Below are 18,013 nucleotides of genomic sequence, written 5' to 3'. Positions count from 1 at the left end.
CGCGCGTTGCTTTAGGGTGACGCTACTGATCTTCAAACACTCGAATTCAGGACACCATCATGACCACCTTGAACCAAGCCCATTGCGAAGCCTGCCGCGCCGATGCCCCGCAAGTCAGCGATGAAGAACTGCCGGTACTGCTCAAGCAGATCCCTGACTGGAACATCGAAGTCCGCGACGGCGTGATGCAACTGGAAAAGGTTTTCCTGTTCAAGAACTTCAAGTTCGCCCTGGCCTTCACCAACGCCATGGGTGAAATCTCCGAAGCCGAAGGCCATCACCCTGGCCTGCTCACCGAGTGGGGCAAAGTCACCGTGACCTGGTGGAGCCACTCCATCAAGGGCCTGCATCGCAACGACTTCATCATGGCCGCCCGCACCGACGAAGTGGCCAAGGACGCCGAGGGCCGCAAGTAATGCACTTCGATGCCATTGGCCGCGTACCCGGCGACCCGATCCTCGGGCTGATGGACCTGTACGCCCAGGACGCCAACCCGAACAAGTTCGACCTGGGCGTGGGCGTCTACAAGGACGACCAGGGCCTGACGCCGATTCCGCACTCGGTGAAACTGGCCGAACAGCGCCTGGTTGATACGCAAACCACCAAGACCTACATCGGCGGCCACGGCAATGCCGCATTTGGCAAGCTGATCAGCGAACTGGTGCTCGGCGCCGACTCCCCGCTGCTGCGCGACCGTCGTGCCGGCGCCACCCAGACCCCAGGCGGCACCGGTGCCCTGCGTTTGAGCGCCGACTTTATTGCGCAAAACCTACCGGGCCGTGGCGTGTGGCTGAGCAACCCGACCTGGCCGATCCACGAAACCATCTTCGCCAAGGCCGGCCTCCAGGTCAGTCATTACCCCTACGTGGGTGCCGACAATCGCCTGGACGTGACGGCGATGCTCGCCACTTTGTCCAGCATGCCCCGGGGCGATGTCGTGCTGCTGCACGCCTGCTGCCACAACCCGACCGGTTTTGACCTGTCCCAGGATGACTGGCGCCAGGTGCTGAAGATCGTGCGCGAGCGCCAACTGCTGCCGCTGATCGACTTCGCCTACCAGGGCTTTGGCGATGGCCTGGAGCAGGATGCCTGGGCGGTGCGACTGTTCGCGGCCGAGTTGCCGGAAGTGCTGGTCACCAGCTCCTGCTCGAAAAACTTCGGCTTGTACAGCGACCGTGTCGGCGCGCTGATCGTGTGCGCAGCGGATGCCGAGAAGCTGACGGATGTGCGCAGCCAACTGGCGAACACGGCGCGCAACCTGTGGTCGACGCCGCCAGACCATGGTGCGGCGGTGGTGGCGACGATCCTGGGTGATGCCGAGCTGAAAAAGCAGTGGAGCGACGAGGTCGAGGCCATGCGCTCGCGGATCGCGCACCTGCGTTCCGGGCTGGTGGAGGCGTTGGCACCCCATGGTCTGTCGGAGCGGTTTGCGCACATTGGCGCACAGCGTGGGATGTTTTCCTATACCGGCCTGAGTGCCGGGCAGGTTACACAACTGCGGGAGAAACACAGCGTGTATATGGTGAGTTCTGGCCGGGCGAATGTGGCCGGGATTGATGCGACGCGGTTGACGCTGCTGGCCGAAGCCATCGCCGACGTTTCCCGCTGACGAAACCCGGAATGAATGTGGGAGAGGGCTTGCCCCTCCCACATCTGACTTGTGTGCAACTTCAGCCCGCGACCATTTCGGCCTTGAGCTGCGCTTCCCTGGCCTGCGCATCCGCCAACCGATACAACTCGATACTCCCATCCCAGTGCTCGATCAATGCCGTGCACGACTCCACCCAATCCCCGCAGTTGAGGTAGTCCACCTCGCCCACCTTGCGGATCTCCGCATGATGAATATGCCCGCAGACCACCCCGTGCAGCTCGCGCTTGGTCACTTCGTGGGCGATGGCTTCTTCGAAATCACTGATGAAATTCACCGCCGTCTTGACCTTGTGCTTGAGGTACGCCGACAGCGACCAATAGCCATAGCCATAGCGCGCCCGCCAATGGTTCAGCCAGCGGTTGAGCGTGAGGGTGAATTCGTAGGCCGAATCGCCGAGGAATGCCAGCCAGCGGTGATAGCGGGTGATCACGTCGAACTGGTCGCCGTGGATCACCAACAGATGGCGGCCGTCGGCAGTCACATGAATGGCTTCGTCTACCAGTTGGATATTGCCCAGGATCAGCTTGGAATAACGGCGCAGGAATTCATCGTGGTTACCGGTGACGTAGATCACCTCGGTGCCGCGCTTGGCCATGGTCAGCAGGCGACGGATCACGTTGGTGTGAGCCTGGGGCCAATACATGCCGCCACGCAGTTTCCAACCGTCGATGATATCGCCCACCAGGTAGACCTTGTCGGCGTGATAGCCCTTGAGGAACTGCGACAGATGCTCAGCCTGGCAATCCCGCGTGCCCAGGTGCACATCGGAAATCCACAGGGTACGCACCCGTTGCTTGCGGCTGGGCTTGGTGAACTCGGCACTGGTCATGGGCATCCCTCGACGGTGTTTTCGCGAGCTTGCGCCCTGGCGATTAATAGCCCATGACAACTGTGCGTCAGTCTGATGACAGCGCCTGCCGGCCGCAAAGCGTTGTAGACTGCCGGCTTGCCAGCATGGAGACCACTATGGGACCCGCCCTCACCCTGCGCCATTACCTCGAAGCGCCCCTCGCCCACAGCCATGATCATGCGCAGTTGGTGTTCGGCCTGTCCGGTCACCTGGACCTGGAAGTCGATGGGCGTGGCAGCCAGGTCCGCGAAAGCAGCGTGATGGTGCTGCCCTTCTCCGCCCACCATGCGTGCGGCAGCCGTGATGGCAGCCGCTGCCTGGTGCTGGATGTGCCCACCGAGCATTGGTTGCTGCAATCGCTGGGCGAACATGCCGACGCCAGCCGCCGCTTGCTCGACCAACCGGCGCGGCTGGCCCTGGATACGCGGCAGAACCAGTTGGTGCAATGGCTGGCGCACAGCCCGGTGGATGACCCGCTGATCGTCCAGCAAGGCGCCGTGCTGTTATTGGCCAGTCTCAATCATCCCCAGGCCCAACCCCTTTCGGCACGGCGTCTGCCGTACGCGGCGTTCAATGCGCACATCGAGCGCCACCTTGCGCACCCGCTGCAGGTGGCGGACCTGGCGCGCATCGCCGACCTGTCGGTGGCACGCTTGCATGCCCGCTTCATCGCCGAATGCGGACAAACGCCGATGGACTACATCCGCAGTCGGCGCCTGCACATGGCCTTGGACCTGCTGCGCCAAACGCCGTTGCCCATCGGCGACATCGCCGATCGCGTCGGCTACACCTCGCAAAGCGCCTTTGCTGCCGCGATGCTGCGTGAGTTTGGCGCGTCGCCGGGGGCTTTGCGACGCAACGCGTAGGAAGAGTCCTGCGATAAAAAACGCGAGCCGCACGACAGACATCCGCACCGGCGACCCACTAGACTGCGCACTTGCCACCCGCTTGTCTCAAGGATCGCAATGACTCCCCGCTCAGCCCTCGGCGCCCTGCATATCGGCGCATTGATGTTTGGCCTTACCGGCGTATTCGGCAAACTCGCGGCCGCTTCGCCAGCCATCATCGTGTTTGGTCGCGCGGCGTTTGCCGTGGTGGCCCTGGCGGTGTTTGCGCGGTTCGCCAGCAACACGGCGTGGAAGATACTGGAGCTGCGCGACTGGCGCCGGCTGCTGGTGAGCGGTGTGTTGCTGGCGGCGCACTGGGTGACCTTCTTTATTGCCGTCAAGGTAGCCGGTGTGGCCGTCGCAACCTTGGGCTTCACCGCGTTCCCGGCGTTTACCGTAATCCTCGAAGGGCTGATTTTCCGCGAGCGGATCCGCACCAACGAAATTGTACTGGTGGCGCTGGTCAGCGTCGGGCTGGTGCTGGTCACCCCAGACTTCAACCTCGCCAGCGAAGCCACGGGCGGCTTGCTCTGGGGGATCGCCTCGGGGCTGTTGTTTTCACTGTTATCGCTGAACAACCGCGCCAGCTCCGGCCGCATCCCCGCAGTGCAGGCGGCGTTGTGCCAGAACGTGGTGGTCGCGGTTTGCCTGTTGCCGGTGGCGGCACCGGGGTTGACCGAGGTACGGGCAATCGACTGGCTATGGATCGGTTTGCTCGGCGTGTTCTGCACGGGCCTGGCCCACAGCCTGTTTGTCGCCAGCCTGGCGGTGATCAAGGCGCGCACGGCTTCGGTGGTATTTGCCATGGAGCCGGTCTACGGCATCACCGCCGCCTGGTTGCTGTTTGCCGAAACGCCGACGCTGCGCATGCTCCTGGGCGGCGCACTGATCATCGTCGCCATTGTGCTGTCGGGGTTGATGGGCAGCGCCAGCCAGGCCAAACAGCCCACTGCAACGGCCTGATCTATACTTTAAACATCCGCAACAGTCAGCAGTCGTTCAACGGATATCCGACAGCTCGATGACAGCCTGGGTGTGTTCTGAAGTTGCTGCAAGCGAGTGGTCACAACCTCAACGCGATGCGGGAGCTTTACCATGGAAATGCTCATCAGCTTATTGGTACAGATCATCAGCGGGGCAGTCGGCGGCAACGTCGCCGGCATGACCAAACAGAGCCTCGGGACCGGGCTCAATACACTGATCGGGGGTGTCGGCGGACTGGCGTTGGGCCAGGTCGTCGCGGCATTCACGGGCACCTCGGGCGGTGAAGCGCTGGATGTGGCGGCAGTTGGCAGCAACATTGTGGGGGGTGGTATAGGCGGCCTCATACTGACGTGGCTGATTGGCTTCATCAAACAAAAGATGGCCGCCAAATAGGGCCGCACCAGAGGGTCACCGCCCTTGATAGGGCGGTGACGTTCACTGCGTACGGTCGTTGTGCCCCAGGTCACGCTGCGGGTCGATCCGGTCGCGTACGCGCTGCTTGAGCACCTTGGCTTCGGGAAAGCCCCCGTCCGCCTTGCGCTCCCAGATCTGTACGCCATCACAGGTGATGCGAAACGCGCCGCCGGTGGCCGGCTCCAGTGAGACCTTGCCCAGGTCATCGGCAAACGTACTCAACAGTTCCTGAGCCAGCCACGCGGCACGCAGCAGCCACTGGCACTGGGTGCAATAGGTGATGACGATCTCGGGTTTGCTTGTGGACATAATTTGAAAGGCTCCTGGCATGACGGGCTCGACGGATCGAGTGGCTATAATACCGGCCTTTATCGCCCAGCCCCGAGATTCCTGATGCGCCGCCTGCTGTCCTGCCTGTTGCTGTGCCTGCTCCCTCTGCTTGCCGACGCCGTTGAACCGCCCCGTCCGAAAATCGGCCTGGTGCTGTCCGGCGGCGCCGCCCGAGGCCTGGCCCATATCGGCGTGCTCAAGGCGCTGGAAGAACAAGGCATCCAGATCGACGCGATTGCCGGCACCAGCATGGGCGCGGTGATCGGTGGGCTGTATGCCTCTGGCTACAAGATCGATGAACTGGAAAAGCTGGCGCTGAGTATCGACTGGCAACAGGCCCTGTCCGACGCACCGCCGCGGGAAGACGTGCCGTTCCGGCGCAAACAGGATGACCGGGACTTCCTGGTCAAGCAGAAACTCAGCTTTCGCGACGACGGCAGCCTGGGCCTGCCACTGGGTGTGATCCAGGGCCAGAACCTGGCGCTGCTGCTGGAAAGCATGTTCGCCCACACCAGCAACACGCGTAACTTCGACAAGTTGCCCATCCCCTTCCGGGCGGTGGCGACCGACATCACCACCGGCGAGAAGGTGGTGTTCCGCAAGGGCCACCTGCCCCAGGTGATCCGCGCCAGCATGTCGATCCCGGCGGTGTTCGCACCGGTGGAACTGGACGGTCGGCTACTGGTGGATGGCGGCATGACCGACAATATCCCGCTGGATGTGGCGCGAGAGATGGGCGTAGACATCGCCATAGTCGTGGACATCGGCACCCCGCTGCGTTCACGCAAGCAACTGGCCACGGTGGTGGACGTGCTCAACCAGTCCATCACCTTGATGACCCGGCGCAATTCCGAGGAACAACTCAAGGACCTGCACCCCAAGGACGTGCTGATCCAGCCGCCGCTCGCCGCCTATGGCGTGACCGACTTCGGCCGCGCCAAGGACATGATCGACGCCGGCTACCGCGCCACCCGTGCCCTTGACATGCGCCTGGCCCACCTGCGCCCCGCCGAGCCGGTCGACCCGCAATTGGTGGCCGCGCGCACGCCGGGCGAACGCACCCCGGTGATCACCGCGATCAGCGTGGAGAACGATTCGAAAGTCAGCGACGACGTGATCCGCTACTACATTCGCCAACCCCTGGGCGAGCCGCTCAACCTGGGACGCCTGCAAACGGACATGGGCACCCTGTACGGCCTGGATTATTTCGAGCAAGTGCAATACCGCGTGGTCAAGAAGGGCCAGGACAACACGCTGGTGATCAGCGCGCGGGGCAAGCGCAGCGGCACCGACTACCTGCGCCTGGGCCTGAACCTGTCGGATGACATGCGCGGCGACAGCGCCTTCAACCTCGGCGCCAGCTACCGCATGAATGGCATCAACCGGCTCGGTGCGGAATGGCTCACGCGGGTGCAGATCGGGGATCGCCAGGAGCTGTACAGCGAGTTCTACCAGCCGATGGACACCGGCTCGCGCTACTTTGTCGCACCGTACATCAGGGCCCAGGCGCAGAACGTCGAGCTGATCCTGGACAACGACCCCATCTCCGAATACCGCTTGGAACGCTACGGTTTTGGCTTGAACGTCGGCCGCCAGATCGGCAACAGCGGCGAGATCCGCTTCGGCGTCGGCGAAGCCTGGGGCAAGGCGGACGTGCGCATCGGCGACCGCGACCTGCCCAGCGTGAGTTTCAGCGAAGGCTTCTATGAACTGAAGTACTCCTTCGATTCCCTGGACAACGTGTACTTCCCCCACACCGGCGAAGACATCGGCCTGGCCTACCGCGAGTTCGAACCCGGCCTGGGCTCGGACCAGCGCTACCGCCAGTGGGAGTTCAAGCTCGACAAAGCCATGAGCCACGGTCCGGACACCCTGGTGCTGGGTGGACGCTACGGGCGCACCCTGGATGATTCGGATGTGGTGATTTCCAGCTTCCTGCTGGGCGGGGCGCGACAGCTATCGGGCTTCCGCCAGGATGCGATCTCGGGGCAGAACGTCAGCCTGATGCGGGCGGTGTACTACCGCAGGCTTACGCCCCGTTCGTACCTGCCACTGGATTTCCCGTTGTACCTGGGCGCTTCACTTGAACGCGGCCGGGCGTGGAACAACGACAACGAATTCGACAGCGGCTATATCAACGCGGCGAGTATTTTCCTGGGGTTCGATACGCCGTTGGGGCCGCTGAATTTCAGCTATGGGTTCAACGATGACAACCAGAAGGCGGTGTATCTGAACCTGGGGCAGACGTTTTAGCGTCTTGCTCAGAACCCGTGTGGAGACCGGCGCTATTGTGGCGAGCGGGCTTGTCCCGCGTTGGGCTGCGAAGCGGCCCCAAAAACAGACGACTGATTTCTAGCTGAAAAAACGCGGTGACTTTAGGGGGGCTGCTTCGCAGCCCAACGCGGGACAAGCCCGCTCACCACAACAAATCTGCTCACCACCACAGCACCGCTGGCCACAGCAAGCCCGCCCGGTGGTTTCTTCAGGACTTTTCCAGATTCGCCAGGATGTGCCCATGCACGCGCATGCACACGCTCAGGTCGGCTTCGTCCACCCCCACAAACAGCTCGTGGCGCAGGGCGGTGGCAATGGTTTCGATTTGTTCGATCAGGGGGCGTGCCGTATCACACAGCACGATGCGCTTCGCACGACGGTCTTCCACCACCGCCTGGCGTTGCACCAGGCCTTGGCCTTCAAGGCTGTCCAGCAGGCGAGCCAGTGTAGGCCCTTCGACGCCGACGCTTTGCGCCAGCTCACGCTGTGTGGGTGCTTCTTCAAAACGAGCCAAGTGCAGCAGAACCAGCCAGCGCGCCTGGGATAAACCAAGCCCCGCCAGACGGCGGTCCAGCTCGGCGCGCCACCCACGGGACATTTGCGCCAGCTGCATGCCAAAACGATGTTGATCGGTTAAAGACATAAAAAACTCATTGTTTAGACTGAAAATAAAGTGTGGCTAATTATTAGTCAGCTAAGCATGAGCTTTGCCCATAGGCAAGAGTTGCTATGTACTGATTCGTTACATTGTCGTAATTGCCACACTAAATTTCGAACTCAGACTGCAAAGCCGCGCGCACGCAGTACAAAACCCCCTCTGGAACACGCCCGGTAAACAGCGGCGCAATCTCCGCAACAGGTGGCAATTCGCCCTCGCCGTCGAGGAACGCATCCTGGATCTCACCGAGCAGATCCTCTGGCAAGTCAAGGGCCTGCTCCAACGACAACTGCTGCTTGCCGATGGATTCGGCAAGCAAGGTGTAGACGTTTTTTTCCGAACATTGCAACTGACCGGCGATCTGGATCGGGGTCATGCCGGCGCGTGCCAGGCTGATCAGTTCGTGGCGGATATCGGCGACCTCCTTCGGCGCTTCGGCCTGGCCGCCGAGCACTTCGAGGAACGCCTGGCCGTAACGCTCCAGCTTTCGCGCCCCCACGCCGCTGACGCGCGCCATCTCGGCCATGGTGGTGGGCTGTTCGCGCAACATTTCCAACAGCGTCGAGTCGGGGAAAATGACGTACGGCGGCACGCTGTGTTCCTGTGCCAGTTTGCGCCGAAGGGTGCGCAAGGCTTCCCACTGCTCGCGCTCCTCGCCACGCACCAGTTGGCTGGCCTGACTGGTGCTGGTCCTCGCGGTGGTCTGCGGCTTGAGGTCGCGGCGTAATTCCAGGCTGACCTCGCCTTTCAGCAAGGGCCGGCAACTGTCATTCAGACGCAAGCCGCCGAATCCTTCGATGTCGATGTCTACCAATCCACGCGCGACCATCTGCCGGAACAGAGAACGCCATTCGCCTTCGGCGCGGGCCTTGCCGACACCGTAGACCGAGAGCTTTTCGTGACCAAAGCTGCGGACTTTCTCGTTGTCCTTGCCCAGCAAGACATCCACCAAGTGGCCCACGCCATAACGCTGGCCGGTGCGGTAGATAGCGGACAAACCCTGGCGTGCCGGCTCGGTGGCATCCCAGGTCTGCACGCCATCGACGCAGTTATCGCAGTGGCCGCAGGGTTCAGGCATGTCTTCATCGAAATATGCCAGCAGGGTCTGGCGCCGGCAGCGGGTTTCCTCACACAGCGAGAGCATCGCGTCGAGCTTGTGCTGCTCCAGGCGCTTGTGTCGCTCGTCGCCTTCGGAGTTCTGCAACATCTGCTTGAGCATCACCACGTCTTGCAGGCCGTAGACCATCCACGCATCCGCCGGCAAACCGTCACGGCCGGCACGCCCGGTTTCCTGGTAGTACGCCTCGAGGGATTTGGGCAAATCCATGTGCGCCACGAAGCGCACGTTGGATTTGTCGATGCCCATGCCGAACGCGATGGTAGCCACCATGATCAGGCCTTCCTCGTTGAGGAAGCGCTTCTGGTGCGCCGAACGCGTTTCGTTGGGCAGGCCGGCGTGGTACGGCAGCGCCGGGTAGCCCTGCTCGCAGAGAAACGCAGCCACTTCATCGACCTTCTTGCGCGACAGGCAATAGACGATGCCCGCATCGCTGCGCCGCTCGGAGAGGAACGCCAGCAACTGCTTGCGCGGCTGCTCCTTGGGCACGATGCGATAGAAAATATTCGGTCGGTCGAAGCTTGAGAGGAAGCGTTCGGCGTTCTGCAGATGCAGGCGCTCGACGATTTCTTCCCGGGTGCGCTTGTCGGCGGTCGCGGTCAGCGCAATGCGCGGCACATCGGGAAACAGCTCCGCCAATTGGCCGAGCTGCAAATACTCGCGGCGGAAGTCATGACCCCATTGCGATACGCAGTGGGCTTCATCGATGGCGAACAGGGCGATTTCCAGGCTCTGCAAAAACGCCAGCATGCGCGGCTGCACCAGACGCTCGGGCGCCAGATAGAGCATCTTCACTTCACCGCGCTTGATGCGAGCGGCCAGGTCACGCTGCTGTTCGGCACTGAGGGTGGAATTCAACGATGCGGCGGCGACACCCAGCTCTTCCAGGGTTGCCACCTGGTCGTCCATCAATGCAATCAAAGGCGATACCACCACCGCCAAGCCATTGCGCAACAGCGCCGGCACCTGGAAGCACAAAGACTTGCCGCCACCGGTAGGCATCAGGACCAGTGCGTCACCGCCACTAGCCACGCGCTCAATGATCGCACCCTGGCGGCCACGAAAACTGTCGTAGCCGAAGATGTCCTTGAGGACGCGTTGAGCCTGCTCGAGCATGTAAAACTCCAAAATGGTGCCGAAATCCCTCTGTACAGGCTGGCCGAAAAAACACGCTTTCACGGGAAATAATCCGTAAGCGAAGTTTTCGCGGGCTGGCGCTTGGCCTGCAAGGGCATCACAAAACGCGGCAGTATACCCGAGCGATCTGCGGCAAAGGGCATCACTGACGAATAGCCGCCACGATCTAAAATGCCGTGCGGCTGGCCTGGGCGCTCAAGAAAGCCTAGAATTCAGCATCGTTTATTCCCAAGGTAACTCTTCAATGTCCTTCGCTGAGCAACTAACCCGCCTGCAAGCCTTCCTCGACGCCGATGAGCTGCATGACGAGGCGCTGGACTACGTGGCCGCCCACGGCTACCTGACCGCCTTGTCGATCTGCTCCGAGGTCGTGCCTGACCGTGAATGGATCGACGCGCTGTTCGCCGAAGAGCCGCACTACACCGACGCCGCCCAACGCGAAGAAATCGAAGCCACCCTGCTGGCCCTCAAGGCCCACATCGGTCGCCAGCTGGCCTCGGACGAAGAGTTCGAGCTGCCGTGCGAACTGGACCTGGGCGAAGAGCCGGATGACTCCGACCTGCGCGGCTGGTGTATCGGCTTCATGGAAGGCGTGTTCCTGCGCGAAGCCGCCTGGTTCGAAACCGCCGAGGAAGAAGTCAGCGAAATGCTGCTGCCGATCATGGTCGGTTCGGGTCTGTTCGACGACCAGCCGGAGTTCTCCGACATCGCCGCCGACGCCAACCTGATGGACGACATGATCGTGCAGATCCCGGAAGCCCTCACCGCGCTGTACCTGCTGTGCAACGCCCCTGACGAAAAACCGGCGATCCTCAAGCCACGCCACCACTGAGTCGTTTGCCCGTGACACCCATGGGCAACCGTCCGCTGCTCCTGCGCTACCTGCTGCTGGCCATTGGTTGGCTGAGCGTAGCGCTGGGGGTCATCGGCATTTTCCTACCGGTATTGCCGACCACGCCCTTCCTGCTGCTCGCCGCTGCCTGCTTCGCCCGAAGCTCCCCGCGTTTCTACCACTGGCTGGTGCAACACCCGCGCCTTGGCCCGTGGATCCGTGATTACCTGGACGGCAACGGCATCCCGCTCAAGGGCAAGGTCTACGCCATCGGCTTGATGTGGCTGAGCATCGGCGTGTCCTGCTATTTAGTGCCCCTACCGTGGGCGCGCGGCTTCATGCTGACCAGCGCCGTGCTGGTGACAATCTACATCCTGCGCCAGAAAACCCTGCCACCGCGCTGAATGACCTGCGACATTCGATCCCACACGACCTTGGTCGACACTGACTAACCCCAGGCATCATGCGAGACTGTCCAACCGGGCCTGGAATGCCCGGGCGTTCCTATGCTCGGAGTTACCATGACGCTGTCCAGCGGGCTGATCGCCGCCGTTGCCCTGGCCTATATGGCCATTATGTTTGCCATCGCCTTCTACGGTGATCGTCGCCGTGCGCCACTGCCGCCGCGCATGCGTGCCTGGGTGTACAGCCTGTCGCTGGCAGTTTATTGCACCAGTTGGACCTTCTTTGGCGCCGTAGGCCAGGCCGCCGAACAGCTGTGGGCGTTTTTACCGATTTACCTGGGGCCGGTGCTGCTGCTGGTGCTGGCACCCTGGGTGCTGCAGAAGATGATTCTGATCAGCAAGCAGGAAAACATCACCTCCATTGCCGACTTTATTGCCGCGCGCTACGGCAAATCCCAATCGCTGGCGGTGGTGGTCGCACTCATCTGCCTGGTCGGCGTATTGCCTTACATCGCCCTGCAACTCAAAGGCATCGTGCTGGGCGTGAACCTGTTGATCGGCGCGGGCGCGGACACCACCGGCACCCGCGCCCAGGACACCGCGTTGATTGTGTCGCTGGTGCTGGCGCTGTTCACCATCGTGTTTGGTACGCGCAACCTCGACGCGACGGAGCACCACCGGGGCATGGTGCTGGCGATCGCGTTTGAATCCCTGGTCAAGCTGTTCGCCTTTCTGGCGGTCGGCGCGTTTGTGACCTACGGCCTGTACGACGGTTTCGGCGACCTGTTCAGCCAGGCCATGTTGGCGCCAAGGCTGGAGGAATACTGGAAAGAGACCGTCAACTGGCCGTCGATGGTGGTGCAGACCGGCGTGGCAATGATGGCGATCATCTGCCTGCCGCGGCAGTTTCATGTCACGGTGGTGGAAAATATCGACCCTCAGGACCTGCGTCTGGCCAAATGGGTGTTCCCCGCCTACCTGATCCTGGCCGCTCTGTTTGTAGTACCGATCGCCCTGGGCGGCAAGATGATGCTGCCGGGCTCGGTGCTGCCGGACTCCTACGTGATCAGCCTGCCCATGGCCGAAGCCCACCCGGCGCTGGCGGTGCTGGCCTTTATCGGCGGCGCCTCGGCGGCCACCGGCATGGTGATTGTGGCGAGCATCGCCCTGTCGACCATGGTCTCCAACGACATGCTACTGCCGTGGCTGCTGCGCCGCTCCAGTGCCGAGCGCCCGTTCGAAGTGTTCCGCCACTGGATGCTGTCGGTACGCCGAGTCAGCATCGTCATCATCCTGTTGCTGGCCTACGTCAGCTACCGCCTGCTGGGGTCCACCGCGAGCCTGGCGACCATCGGCCAGATCGCCTTTGCCGCCGTGACTCAACTGGCACCGGCGATGCTCGGTGCGCTGTATTGGAAACAGGCCAACCGACGCGGCGTGTTTGCCGGGCTGGCAGCGGGCACTTTCCTATGGTTCTACACCTTGGTCCTACCGGTAACGGCGAAAAGCCTGGGCTGGTCCCTCAGCCTTTTCCCAGGACTGACGTGGATGCATTCCCACCCACTGGGTCTGTCCGTGACGTCGTTGACCCTGGGCACCGTGTTCTCGCTGGCGGGCAACTTCACGCTGTTCGTGTGGGTGTCGATGCTGTCGCGCACGCGGGTTTCCGAACACTGGCAAGCCGGGCGTTTTATTGGCCAGGAAATCAGCCAACGCGCCAGCGCCCGCTCGATGCTGTCGGTGCAGATCAGTGATTTGCTCAGCCTGGCCGCGCGCTTTGTGGGTGAAGAACGCGCCCAGCAGAGTTTTATCCGCTTCGCCTATCGTCAGGGCAAAGGCTTCAACCCCAACCAGAATGCCGACAACGACTGGATCGCGCACACAGAGCGGTTGCTGGCCGGTGTACTCGGTGCCTCCTCGACCCGTGCCGTGGTGAAAGCCGCCATTGAAGGGCGGGAAATGCAGTTGGAGGACGTAGTACGCATCGCCGACGAAGCCTCGGAAGTGCTGCAGTTCAACCGCGCCTTGCTGCAAGGCGCTATCGAGAACATCACCCAGGGTATCAGCGTGGTCGACCAGTCCCTCAAGTTGGTGGCCTGGAACCGGCGTTATCTGGAGCTGTTCAACTACCCGGACGGACTGATCAGCGTCGGCCGGCCGATTGCCGACATCATCCGCTACAACGCCGAACGTGGCTTGTGCGGGCCAGGTGAGGCCGAAGTGCATGTGGCGCGCCGCCTGCACTGGATGCGCCAGGGCCGTGCGCACACGTCTGAACGCTTGTTTCCCAATGGTCGCGTGATCGAGCTAATCGGCAACCCGATGCCCGGCGGTGGCTTCGTGATGAGTTTCACCGACATCACTGCGTTCCGTGAAGCCGAGCAAGCCCTTACAGAGGCCAACGAAGGCCTGGAACAACGGGTCACCGAGCGCACCCACGAACTGTCGCAGTTGAACGTGGCGCTCACCGACGCCAAGGGCGTGGCCGAGTCCGCCAGCCAGTCGAAGACGCGTTTCCTGGCGGCGGTCAGCCATGATCTGATGCAACCCCTGAATGCCGCGCGCCTGTTCTCCGCCGCCCTCTCCCACCAGCAGGACGGCCTCTCCAGCGAAGCCCGGCAATTGGTGCAGCATCTGGACAGCTCACTGCGTTCCGCCGAAGACCTGATCAGCGACCTGCTGGATATTTCGCGCCTGGAAAACGGCAAGATCAATCCGCAGCGCCAGCCTTTTGTGCTTAACGAACTGTTCGACACCTTGGGCGCCGAGTTCAAGGCGCTGGCCCAGGAGCAAGGTCTGCGCTTCCGCCTGCGCGGCAGTCGTTTGCGCGTGGACAGCGACATCAAGTTGCTCCGCCGGATTCTGCAGAACTTTCTTACCAACGCATTCCGTTATGCCGACGGCCCGGTGCTACTCGGCGTACGCCGACGTAAAGACGCGCTGTGCCTGGAAGTGTGGGACCGTGGCCCGGGAATCCCACCGGATAAACAAAAGGTGATCTTCGAGGAATTCAAGCGCCTGGACAGCCACCAGACCCGCGCCGAGAAAGGCCTCGGGTTGGGCCTGGCGATCGCCGACGGCCTGTGCCGCGTGCTGGGCCACCGCCTGAGTGTGCGTTCATGGCCCGGCAAGGGCAGCGTATTCAGCGTGCGCGTGCCGCTGGCCCGCAACCAGACCAGCCCGCAGGTCAGGACGCCGCAGGAAACCGGCCTGCCGCTGAGCGGTGCGCAGGTGCTGTGCGTGGATAACGAAGAAAGCATCCTGATCGGCATGCGCAGCCTGCTGACGCGCTGGGGCTGTGAAGTCTGGACCGCCACCGACCAGGCGCAATGCGCGGCATTGCTGGCCGATGGCGTGCGTCCGCAACTGGCGCTGGTGGACTACCATCTGGACCATGGCGAAACCGGGACTGAACTGATGGGTTGGCTGCGCGCGCAATTGGCGGAGCCGATTCCCGGCGTGGTGATCAGCGCCGACGGCCGCCCGGAGATGGTGGCCGAGGTGCATGCGGCGGGGTTGGATTACCTGGCCAAGCCGGTGAAACCGGCAGCGTTGCGGGCATTGTTGAGTCGGCATCTGCCTTTGTAGGAGACGGCAGGCCGACGCCTACCGTTACTCGGGCAGATGGGCCACGCCATCTGAGTCGGTCATCGCCCGTTCCAGCAAATCAGCAGGAAGACTCTTGCTGGCCCGCGCACCGAGCAATCTCAATTGCTCAGTCCGGCTGACCAGATTTCCGCGCCCATCTGTCAGCTTGTTACGCGCGGCGCTGTAAGCCTTATCCAACTGCTGCAAACGGTTACCCACTTCATCCAGGTCCTGGATAAACAACACGAACTTGTCGTACAGCCAACCGGCGCGCTCGGCGATCTCCCGGGCATTCTGGCTCTGGCGTTCCTGCTTCCACAGGCTGTCGATCACGCGCAGGGTGGCCAGCAACGTGGTCGGGCTGACGATCACGATATGGCGGTCGAAGGCTTCCTGGAACAGGTTCGGCTCGGCCTGCAACGCAGCGGAAAACGCTGCTTCAATAGGTACGAACAGCAACACGAAATCCAGGCTGTGCAGGCCCTCCAGGCGCTTGTAATCCTTGCTCGCCAGCCCCTTGACGTGATTACGCAGCGACAGTACGTGCTGTTTCAGGGCCGCCTGGCCGATGACCTCATCATCCGCCGCCACGTATTGTTGATACGCGGTGAGGCTGACCTTGGAATCCACCACCACCTGCTTGTCACCAGGCAACATGATCAGCACGTCCGGCTGGAAGCGCTCGCCATCCGGGCCCTTGAGGCTGACCTGGGTCTGGTACTCACGGCCTTTTTCCAGGCCCGCGTGCTCCAATACCCGTTCGAGGATCAGCTCCCCCCAGTTGCCTTGGGTTTTCTGGCCCTTCAACGCACGAGTCAGGTTGGTGGCTTCATCCGACAGACGCAGGTTCAGTTGCTGTAGGCGCTCCAGCTCTTTAGCCAGGGAAAAACGCTCGCGCGCCTCGTTCTGATAGCTTTCTTCCACGCGCTTTTCGAAAGACTGAATGCGCTCCTTCAGCGGGTCGAGCAATTGGCCCAGGCGCTCCTGGCTGGTTTCGGCAAAGCGCTGTTCGCGCTCATCGAAGATCTTGCCGGCCAGCTCGGCGAACTGCGCGCGCAGCTCATCCCGCGAGCCTTGCAGGTCGGTTAGGCGTTGTTGATGGCTGTCCTGTTGTTCGCGCAGTTCGGCGCGCAAGGCAGCTGAAAGAGCGTCGAGGCGGCGCAGCTCAGTCTCCTTGGCGCTGCGGTCGAGGTTCCAGGCGTGGGCGGCGTCGCGGGCATTGTCGCGGTCGATCTGCAGCAGCTCGACTTCGCGGCGTAAGGCAGCCAGGTCGGCCTGCTTGGCGGCGTTGGCCTGGCTCAGATCGCTGATCTCGTCGCGGCTGGCATCCAACTGCGCGGCGAGGCCCTCCTGGGCCAGTTGTGCGGTGGCCAGGCGCTCTTCGAGCAGTTCCCAGCCGGTCATGCGTGCGGTCAGACGCCGCTGAAGCTGCCAGCACACCGCCAATAAAGGCACGGCAGCGCCTGCGAGGCCCAGGGCGATACTGGTCCAGTCAAAAACCATAGACATGTCTGCCATCACCGAAAAAAAGCAAGGTTAGCGGAGCCCAGGGCCTGAGGACAGCTCAGTCTTCGACCTGGCCCAGTTCACGCTGGGCGCGACGGTCGCCGGCACGGGCCGCCAGGCGCAACAGGTCGTGGCCGATGCGGCGGTCGCGGGCATTCCCACATTCACGGCACATCAGTTGGCCCAGGCGACTTTGGGCAGCGACCACGCCTTCACGGGCGGGCTGCTTGAGCAAGCGCCCGGCGAAGTGTTTGACGTTGGTGTTATGACCCAGGCGCGGGCTGTCGAGCAGCCACAAGGCAACTTTCAAGGAGAAGCGCTTGGGGGCGGTAACAGTTTGAGGGGTATCGGTAACAGAAGGTGATACTGAGCGAAACTTCATAAAGCACTGTGGGACAGATCAGAAGGCGCGCCACTCTACTCTTTTTTTCGTACAGGTAAAGCTGAAAAAACTCTGCACGCCCGTTCTAGAGCAAGCGCTTGGGACAATCCACAGAAGCTGTGGATAACTCAGTGGACAACCCCCCTTTAACTCGCGCAAAGCCCCATGGAATGGGGGCCGCAGTCAAACTGACGATTTTTTCACCAATAAAAAAAAGCCATATTTTTCATTGACTTAAATTTCCATTGCAGGCAAATGGCAGCCCCTCAGAGCAGTTGACAGCGTGGTTACACACCCCGCAACTAATGTGCACAACTACCCATCCGACGGTTATATCACCGGCGTTTTTTGAAGCAACTTGCTGCAAAGATGTTACCGCCAAGGCCAACCAGGGACTTTTCAAATCTTGCCGGGCTCGCCACACTCCCCGACCTACAGCGCAACGGTGGAGGGGTCGATGAAGGGAATTCTGTTGTTCGCGGTGCTGCTCCTGGCCATCTGTGCCATTTCCTTGGGAATCAATGCGGCGCTGCCCTCTCCGGACGGGGCACTGTTCGCCATCGCCATTCTGCTGTCGGCGGCGTTCACGGCCGTGAGCTTGTGCATTGAGCTCGGCGAAGGCAGGATCAACGATATGGGTGACGTGATGAAAGTGGTCGAGACCGGCCAATCCCTGCGCTTGACCCTTGCCGCTTACGGGCTGGGTTGTTCGCTGGCAGCGGCAGCCACGGTACTGGCTTATCGGGGCCTGCTGGGCGGCTGATTGAAGTTTTTTGGCTAACACACTTCCCTTACCCGTTTCAATCCGTTACTATCCGCGGCGTTAGTACCAAGCTGAAAGTCAATTCTGGTCGAACAACTCCCTTGTACAACACGGGATCGACCACCTCGATGGTTTCCAGGTATCACTTGCGACGACACTGCCTTTGAACAAGCAAAGGGTGCCGCGAAGTTTCCATACTCTGACCGAACCAACCTGCAAATTGATCAGGATCTTCA

16 protein-coding genes are annotated in these 18,013 nt (G+C 61.8%); 10 read left to right on the top strand and 6 right to left on the bottom strand.

The window, feature by feature from the left end; translation table 11 throughout:
* Nucleotides 1–59 precede the first annotated feature (59 nt).
* The gene (locus tag BM017_RS08875) at nucleotides 60–416 is read left to right on the top strand and encodes a 4a-hydroxytetrahydrobiopterin dehydratase (RefSeq protein WP_010208721.1); all 357 of its coding nucleotides are present in this window, start codon (nucleotides 60–62) and stop codon (nucleotides 414–416) included.
* Nucleotides 416–1,609: an amino acid aminotransferase gene (locus BM017_RS08870; protein ID WP_092243003.1), complete on the top strand. Its 1,194-nt coding sequence runs from the start codon at nucleotides 416–418 to the stop codon at nucleotides 1,607–1,609. Before BM017_RS08875 ends, BM017_RS08870 begins: the two co-directional genes overlap by 1 nt.
* Before the next feature lie 61 nt (nucleotides 1,610–1,670).
* Here BM017_RS08870 and BM017_RS08865 read toward each other — a convergent pair whose 3' ends face one another.
* Complete coding sequence (locus BM017_RS08865; RefSeq protein WP_071491296.1) at nucleotides 1,671–2,480, bottom strand: UDP-2,3-diacylglucosamine diphosphatase; 810 nt, start codon at nucleotides 2,478–2,480, stop codon at nucleotides 1,671–1,673.
* A 137-nt stretch (nucleotides 2,481–2,617) separates the two neighbouring features.
* On the opposite strand from BM017_RS08865, the gene BM017_RS08860 reads away from it, so the two are divergent.
* From BM017_RS08860 to BM017_RS08850, 3 genes are all read left to right on the top strand, one after another.
* Entirely contained in the window at nucleotides 2,618–3,367 is a 750-nt protein-coding gene (locus tag BM017_RS08860) for a helix-turn-helix transcriptional regulator (RefSeq protein WP_071491297.1), read from the top strand.
* A 99-nt stretch (nucleotides 3,368–3,466) separates the two neighbouring features.
* Entirely contained in the window at nucleotides 3,467–4,351 is an 885-nt protein-coding gene (locus BM017_RS08855; protein WP_092242999.1) for a DMT family transporter, read from the top strand.
* 132 nt (nucleotides 4,352–4,483) lie between these two features.
* Entirely contained in the window at nucleotides 4,484–4,765 is a 282-nt protein-coding gene (locus BM017_RS08850) for a hypothetical protein (RefSeq protein WP_092242996.1), read from the top strand.
* 42 nt (nucleotides 4,766–4,807) lie between these two features.
* Here the strand turns inward: BM017_RS08850 and BM017_RS08845 are convergent, their stop codons facing one another.
* Entirely contained in the window at nucleotides 4,808–5,095 is a 288-nt protein-coding gene (locus BM017_RS08845; protein WP_058424930.1) for an Rdx family protein, read from the bottom strand.
* A gap of 84 nt (nucleotides 5,096–5,179) precedes the next feature.
* Here BM017_RS08845 and BM017_RS08840 point away from each other — a divergent pair, with 84 nt between their 5' ends.
* Nucleotides 5,180–7,369, top strand: coding sequence for a patatin-like phospholipase family protein (locus BM017_RS08840; RefSeq protein WP_092242993.1), 2,190 nt, complete (start codon nucleotides 5,180–5,182; stop codon nucleotides 7,367–7,369).
* Between the two features lie 229 nt (nucleotides 7,370–7,598).
* Here BM017_RS08840 and BM017_RS08835 read toward each other — a convergent pair whose 3' ends face one another.
* Nucleotides 7,599–8,033, bottom strand: a complete 435-nt coding sequence (locus BM017_RS08835; protein WP_058424932.1) for a MarR family transcriptional regulator — start codon at nucleotides 8,031–8,033, stop codon at nucleotides 7,599–7,601.
* Nucleotides 8,034–8,154: 121 nt separating this feature from the next.
* Nucleotides 8,155–10,281 (bottom strand): DNA helicase RecQ, encoded by a 2,127-nt coding sequence (gene recQ / locus BM017_RS08830; protein ID WP_092242990.1) that lies wholly within the window; start codon nucleotides 10,279–10,281, stop codon nucleotides 8,155–8,157.
* A gap of 265 nt (nucleotides 10,282–10,546) precedes the next feature.
* Here recQ and BM017_RS08825 point away from each other — a divergent pair, with 265 nt between their 5' ends.
* From BM017_RS08825 to BM017_RS08815, 3 genes are all read left to right on the top strand, one after another.
* The gene (locus tag BM017_RS08825; RefSeq protein WP_058424934.1) at nucleotides 10,547–11,134 is read left to right on the top strand and encodes a UPF0149 family protein; all 588 of its coding nucleotides are present in this window, start codon (nucleotides 10,547–10,549) and stop codon (nucleotides 11,132–11,134) included.
* 20 nt (nucleotides 11,135–11,154) lie between these two features.
* The gene (locus BM017_RS08820) at nucleotides 11,155–11,538 is read left to right on the top strand and encodes a YbaN family protein (RefSeq protein WP_071491302.1); all 384 of its coding nucleotides are present in this window, start codon (nucleotides 11,155–11,157) and stop codon (nucleotides 11,536–11,538) included.
* 117 nt (nucleotides 11,539–11,655) lie between these two features.
* Nucleotides 11,656–15,126: a hybrid sensor histidine kinase/response regulator gene (locus BM017_RS08815; protein ID WP_092242987.1), complete on the top strand. Its 3,471-nt coding sequence runs from the start codon at nucleotides 11,656–11,658 to the stop codon at nucleotides 15,124–15,126.
* 24 nt (nucleotides 15,127–15,150) lie between these two features.
* On the opposite strand, the gene rmuC is transcribed toward BM017_RS08815, so the two are convergent.
* Both rmuC and BM017_RS08805 read right to left on the bottom strand, forming a co-directional pair.
* Nucleotides 15,151–16,515, bottom strand: coding sequence for a DNA recombination protein RmuC (rmuC, locus tag BM017_RS08810; protein ID WP_170856059.1), 1,365 nt, complete (start codon nucleotides 16,513–16,515; stop codon nucleotides 15,151–15,153).
* A 175-nt stretch (nucleotides 16,516–16,690) separates the two neighbouring features.
* A complete protein-coding gene (locus tag BM017_RS08805) occupies nucleotides 16,691–17,014 on the bottom strand; it encodes an SEL1-like repeat protein (RefSeq protein WP_025855837.1) in 324 nt (107 codons plus the stop codon).
* A gap of 457 nt (nucleotides 17,015–17,471) precedes the next feature.
* Here BM017_RS08805 and BM017_RS08800 point away from each other — a divergent pair, with 457 nt between their 5' ends.
* On the top strand, nucleotides 17,472–17,777 hold the full coding sequence (locus tag BM017_RS08800) for a hypothetical protein (RefSeq protein WP_092242984.1): 306 nt from the start codon (nucleotides 17,472–17,474) through the stop codon (nucleotides 17,775–17,777).
* Nucleotides 17,778–18,013: the final 236 nt, after the last annotated feature.

Source organism: Pseudomonas sp. NFPP04 (assembly GCF_900113815.1).
Classification (GTDB): domain Bacteria; phylum Pseudomonadota; class Gammaproteobacteria; order Pseudomonadales; family Pseudomonadaceae; genus Aquipseudomonas; species Aquipseudomonas extremorientalis.
This window is presented reverse-complemented; position numbering and strand designations above follow the sequence as displayed.

Coding starts and splice junctions, on each gene's coding strand:
- recQ (WP_092242990.1), bottom strand. CDS start 10,281: ATGCTCGAGCAGGCTCAACGCGTCCTCAAGGACATCTTCGGCTACGAC.
- BM017_RS08865 (WP_071491296.1), bottom strand. CDS start 2,480: ATGACCAGTGCCGAGTTCACCAAGCCCAGCCGCAAGCAACGGGTGCGT.
- BM017_RS08840 (WP_092242993.1), top strand. CDS start 5,180: ATGCGCCGCCTGCTGTCCTGCCTGTTGCTGTGCCTGCTCCCTCTGCTT.
- BM017_RS08825 (WP_058424934.1), top strand. CDS start 10,547: ATGTCCTTCGCTGAGCAACTAACCCGCCTGCAAGCCTTCCTCGACGCC.
- BM017_RS08820 (WP_071491302.1), top strand. CDS start 11,155: ATGGGCAACCGTCCGCTGCTCCTGCGCTACCTGCTGCTGGCCATTGGT.
- BM017_RS08860 (WP_071491297.1), top strand. CDS start 2,618: ATGGGACCCGCCCTCACCCTGCGCCATTACCTCGAAGCGCCCCTCGCC.
- BM017_RS08875 (WP_010208721.1), top strand. CDS start 60: ATGACCACCTTGAACCAAGCCCATTGCGAAGCCTGCCGCGCCGATGCC.
- BM017_RS08845 (WP_058424930.1), bottom strand. CDS start 5,095: ATGTCCACAAGCAAACCCGAGATCGTCATCACCTATTGCACCCAGTGC.
- BM017_RS08870 (WP_092243003.1), top strand. CDS start 416: ATGCACTTCGATGCCATTGGCCGCGTACCCGGCGACCCGATCCTCGGG.
- BM017_RS08805 (WP_025855837.1), bottom strand. CDS start 17,014: ATGAAGTTTCGCTCAGTATCACCTTCTGTTACCGATACCCCTCAAACT.
- BM017_RS08815 (WP_092242987.1), top strand. CDS start 11,656: ATGACGCTGTCCAGCGGGCTGATCGCCGCCGTTGCCCTGGCCTATATG.
- BM017_RS08850 (WP_092242996.1), top strand. CDS start 4,484: ATGGAAATGCTCATCAGCTTATTGGTACAGATCATCAGCGGGGCAGTC.
- BM017_RS08855 (WP_092242999.1), top strand. CDS start 3,467: ATGACTCCCCGCTCAGCCCTCGGCGCCCTGCATATCGGCGCATTGATG.
- BM017_RS08800 (WP_092242984.1), top strand. CDS start 17,472: ATGAAGGGAATTCTGTTGTTCGCGGTGCTGCTCCTGGCCATCTGTGCC.
- BM017_RS08835 (WP_058424932.1), bottom strand. CDS start 8,033: ATGTCTTTAACCGATCAACATCGTTTTGGCATGCAGCTGGCGCAAATG.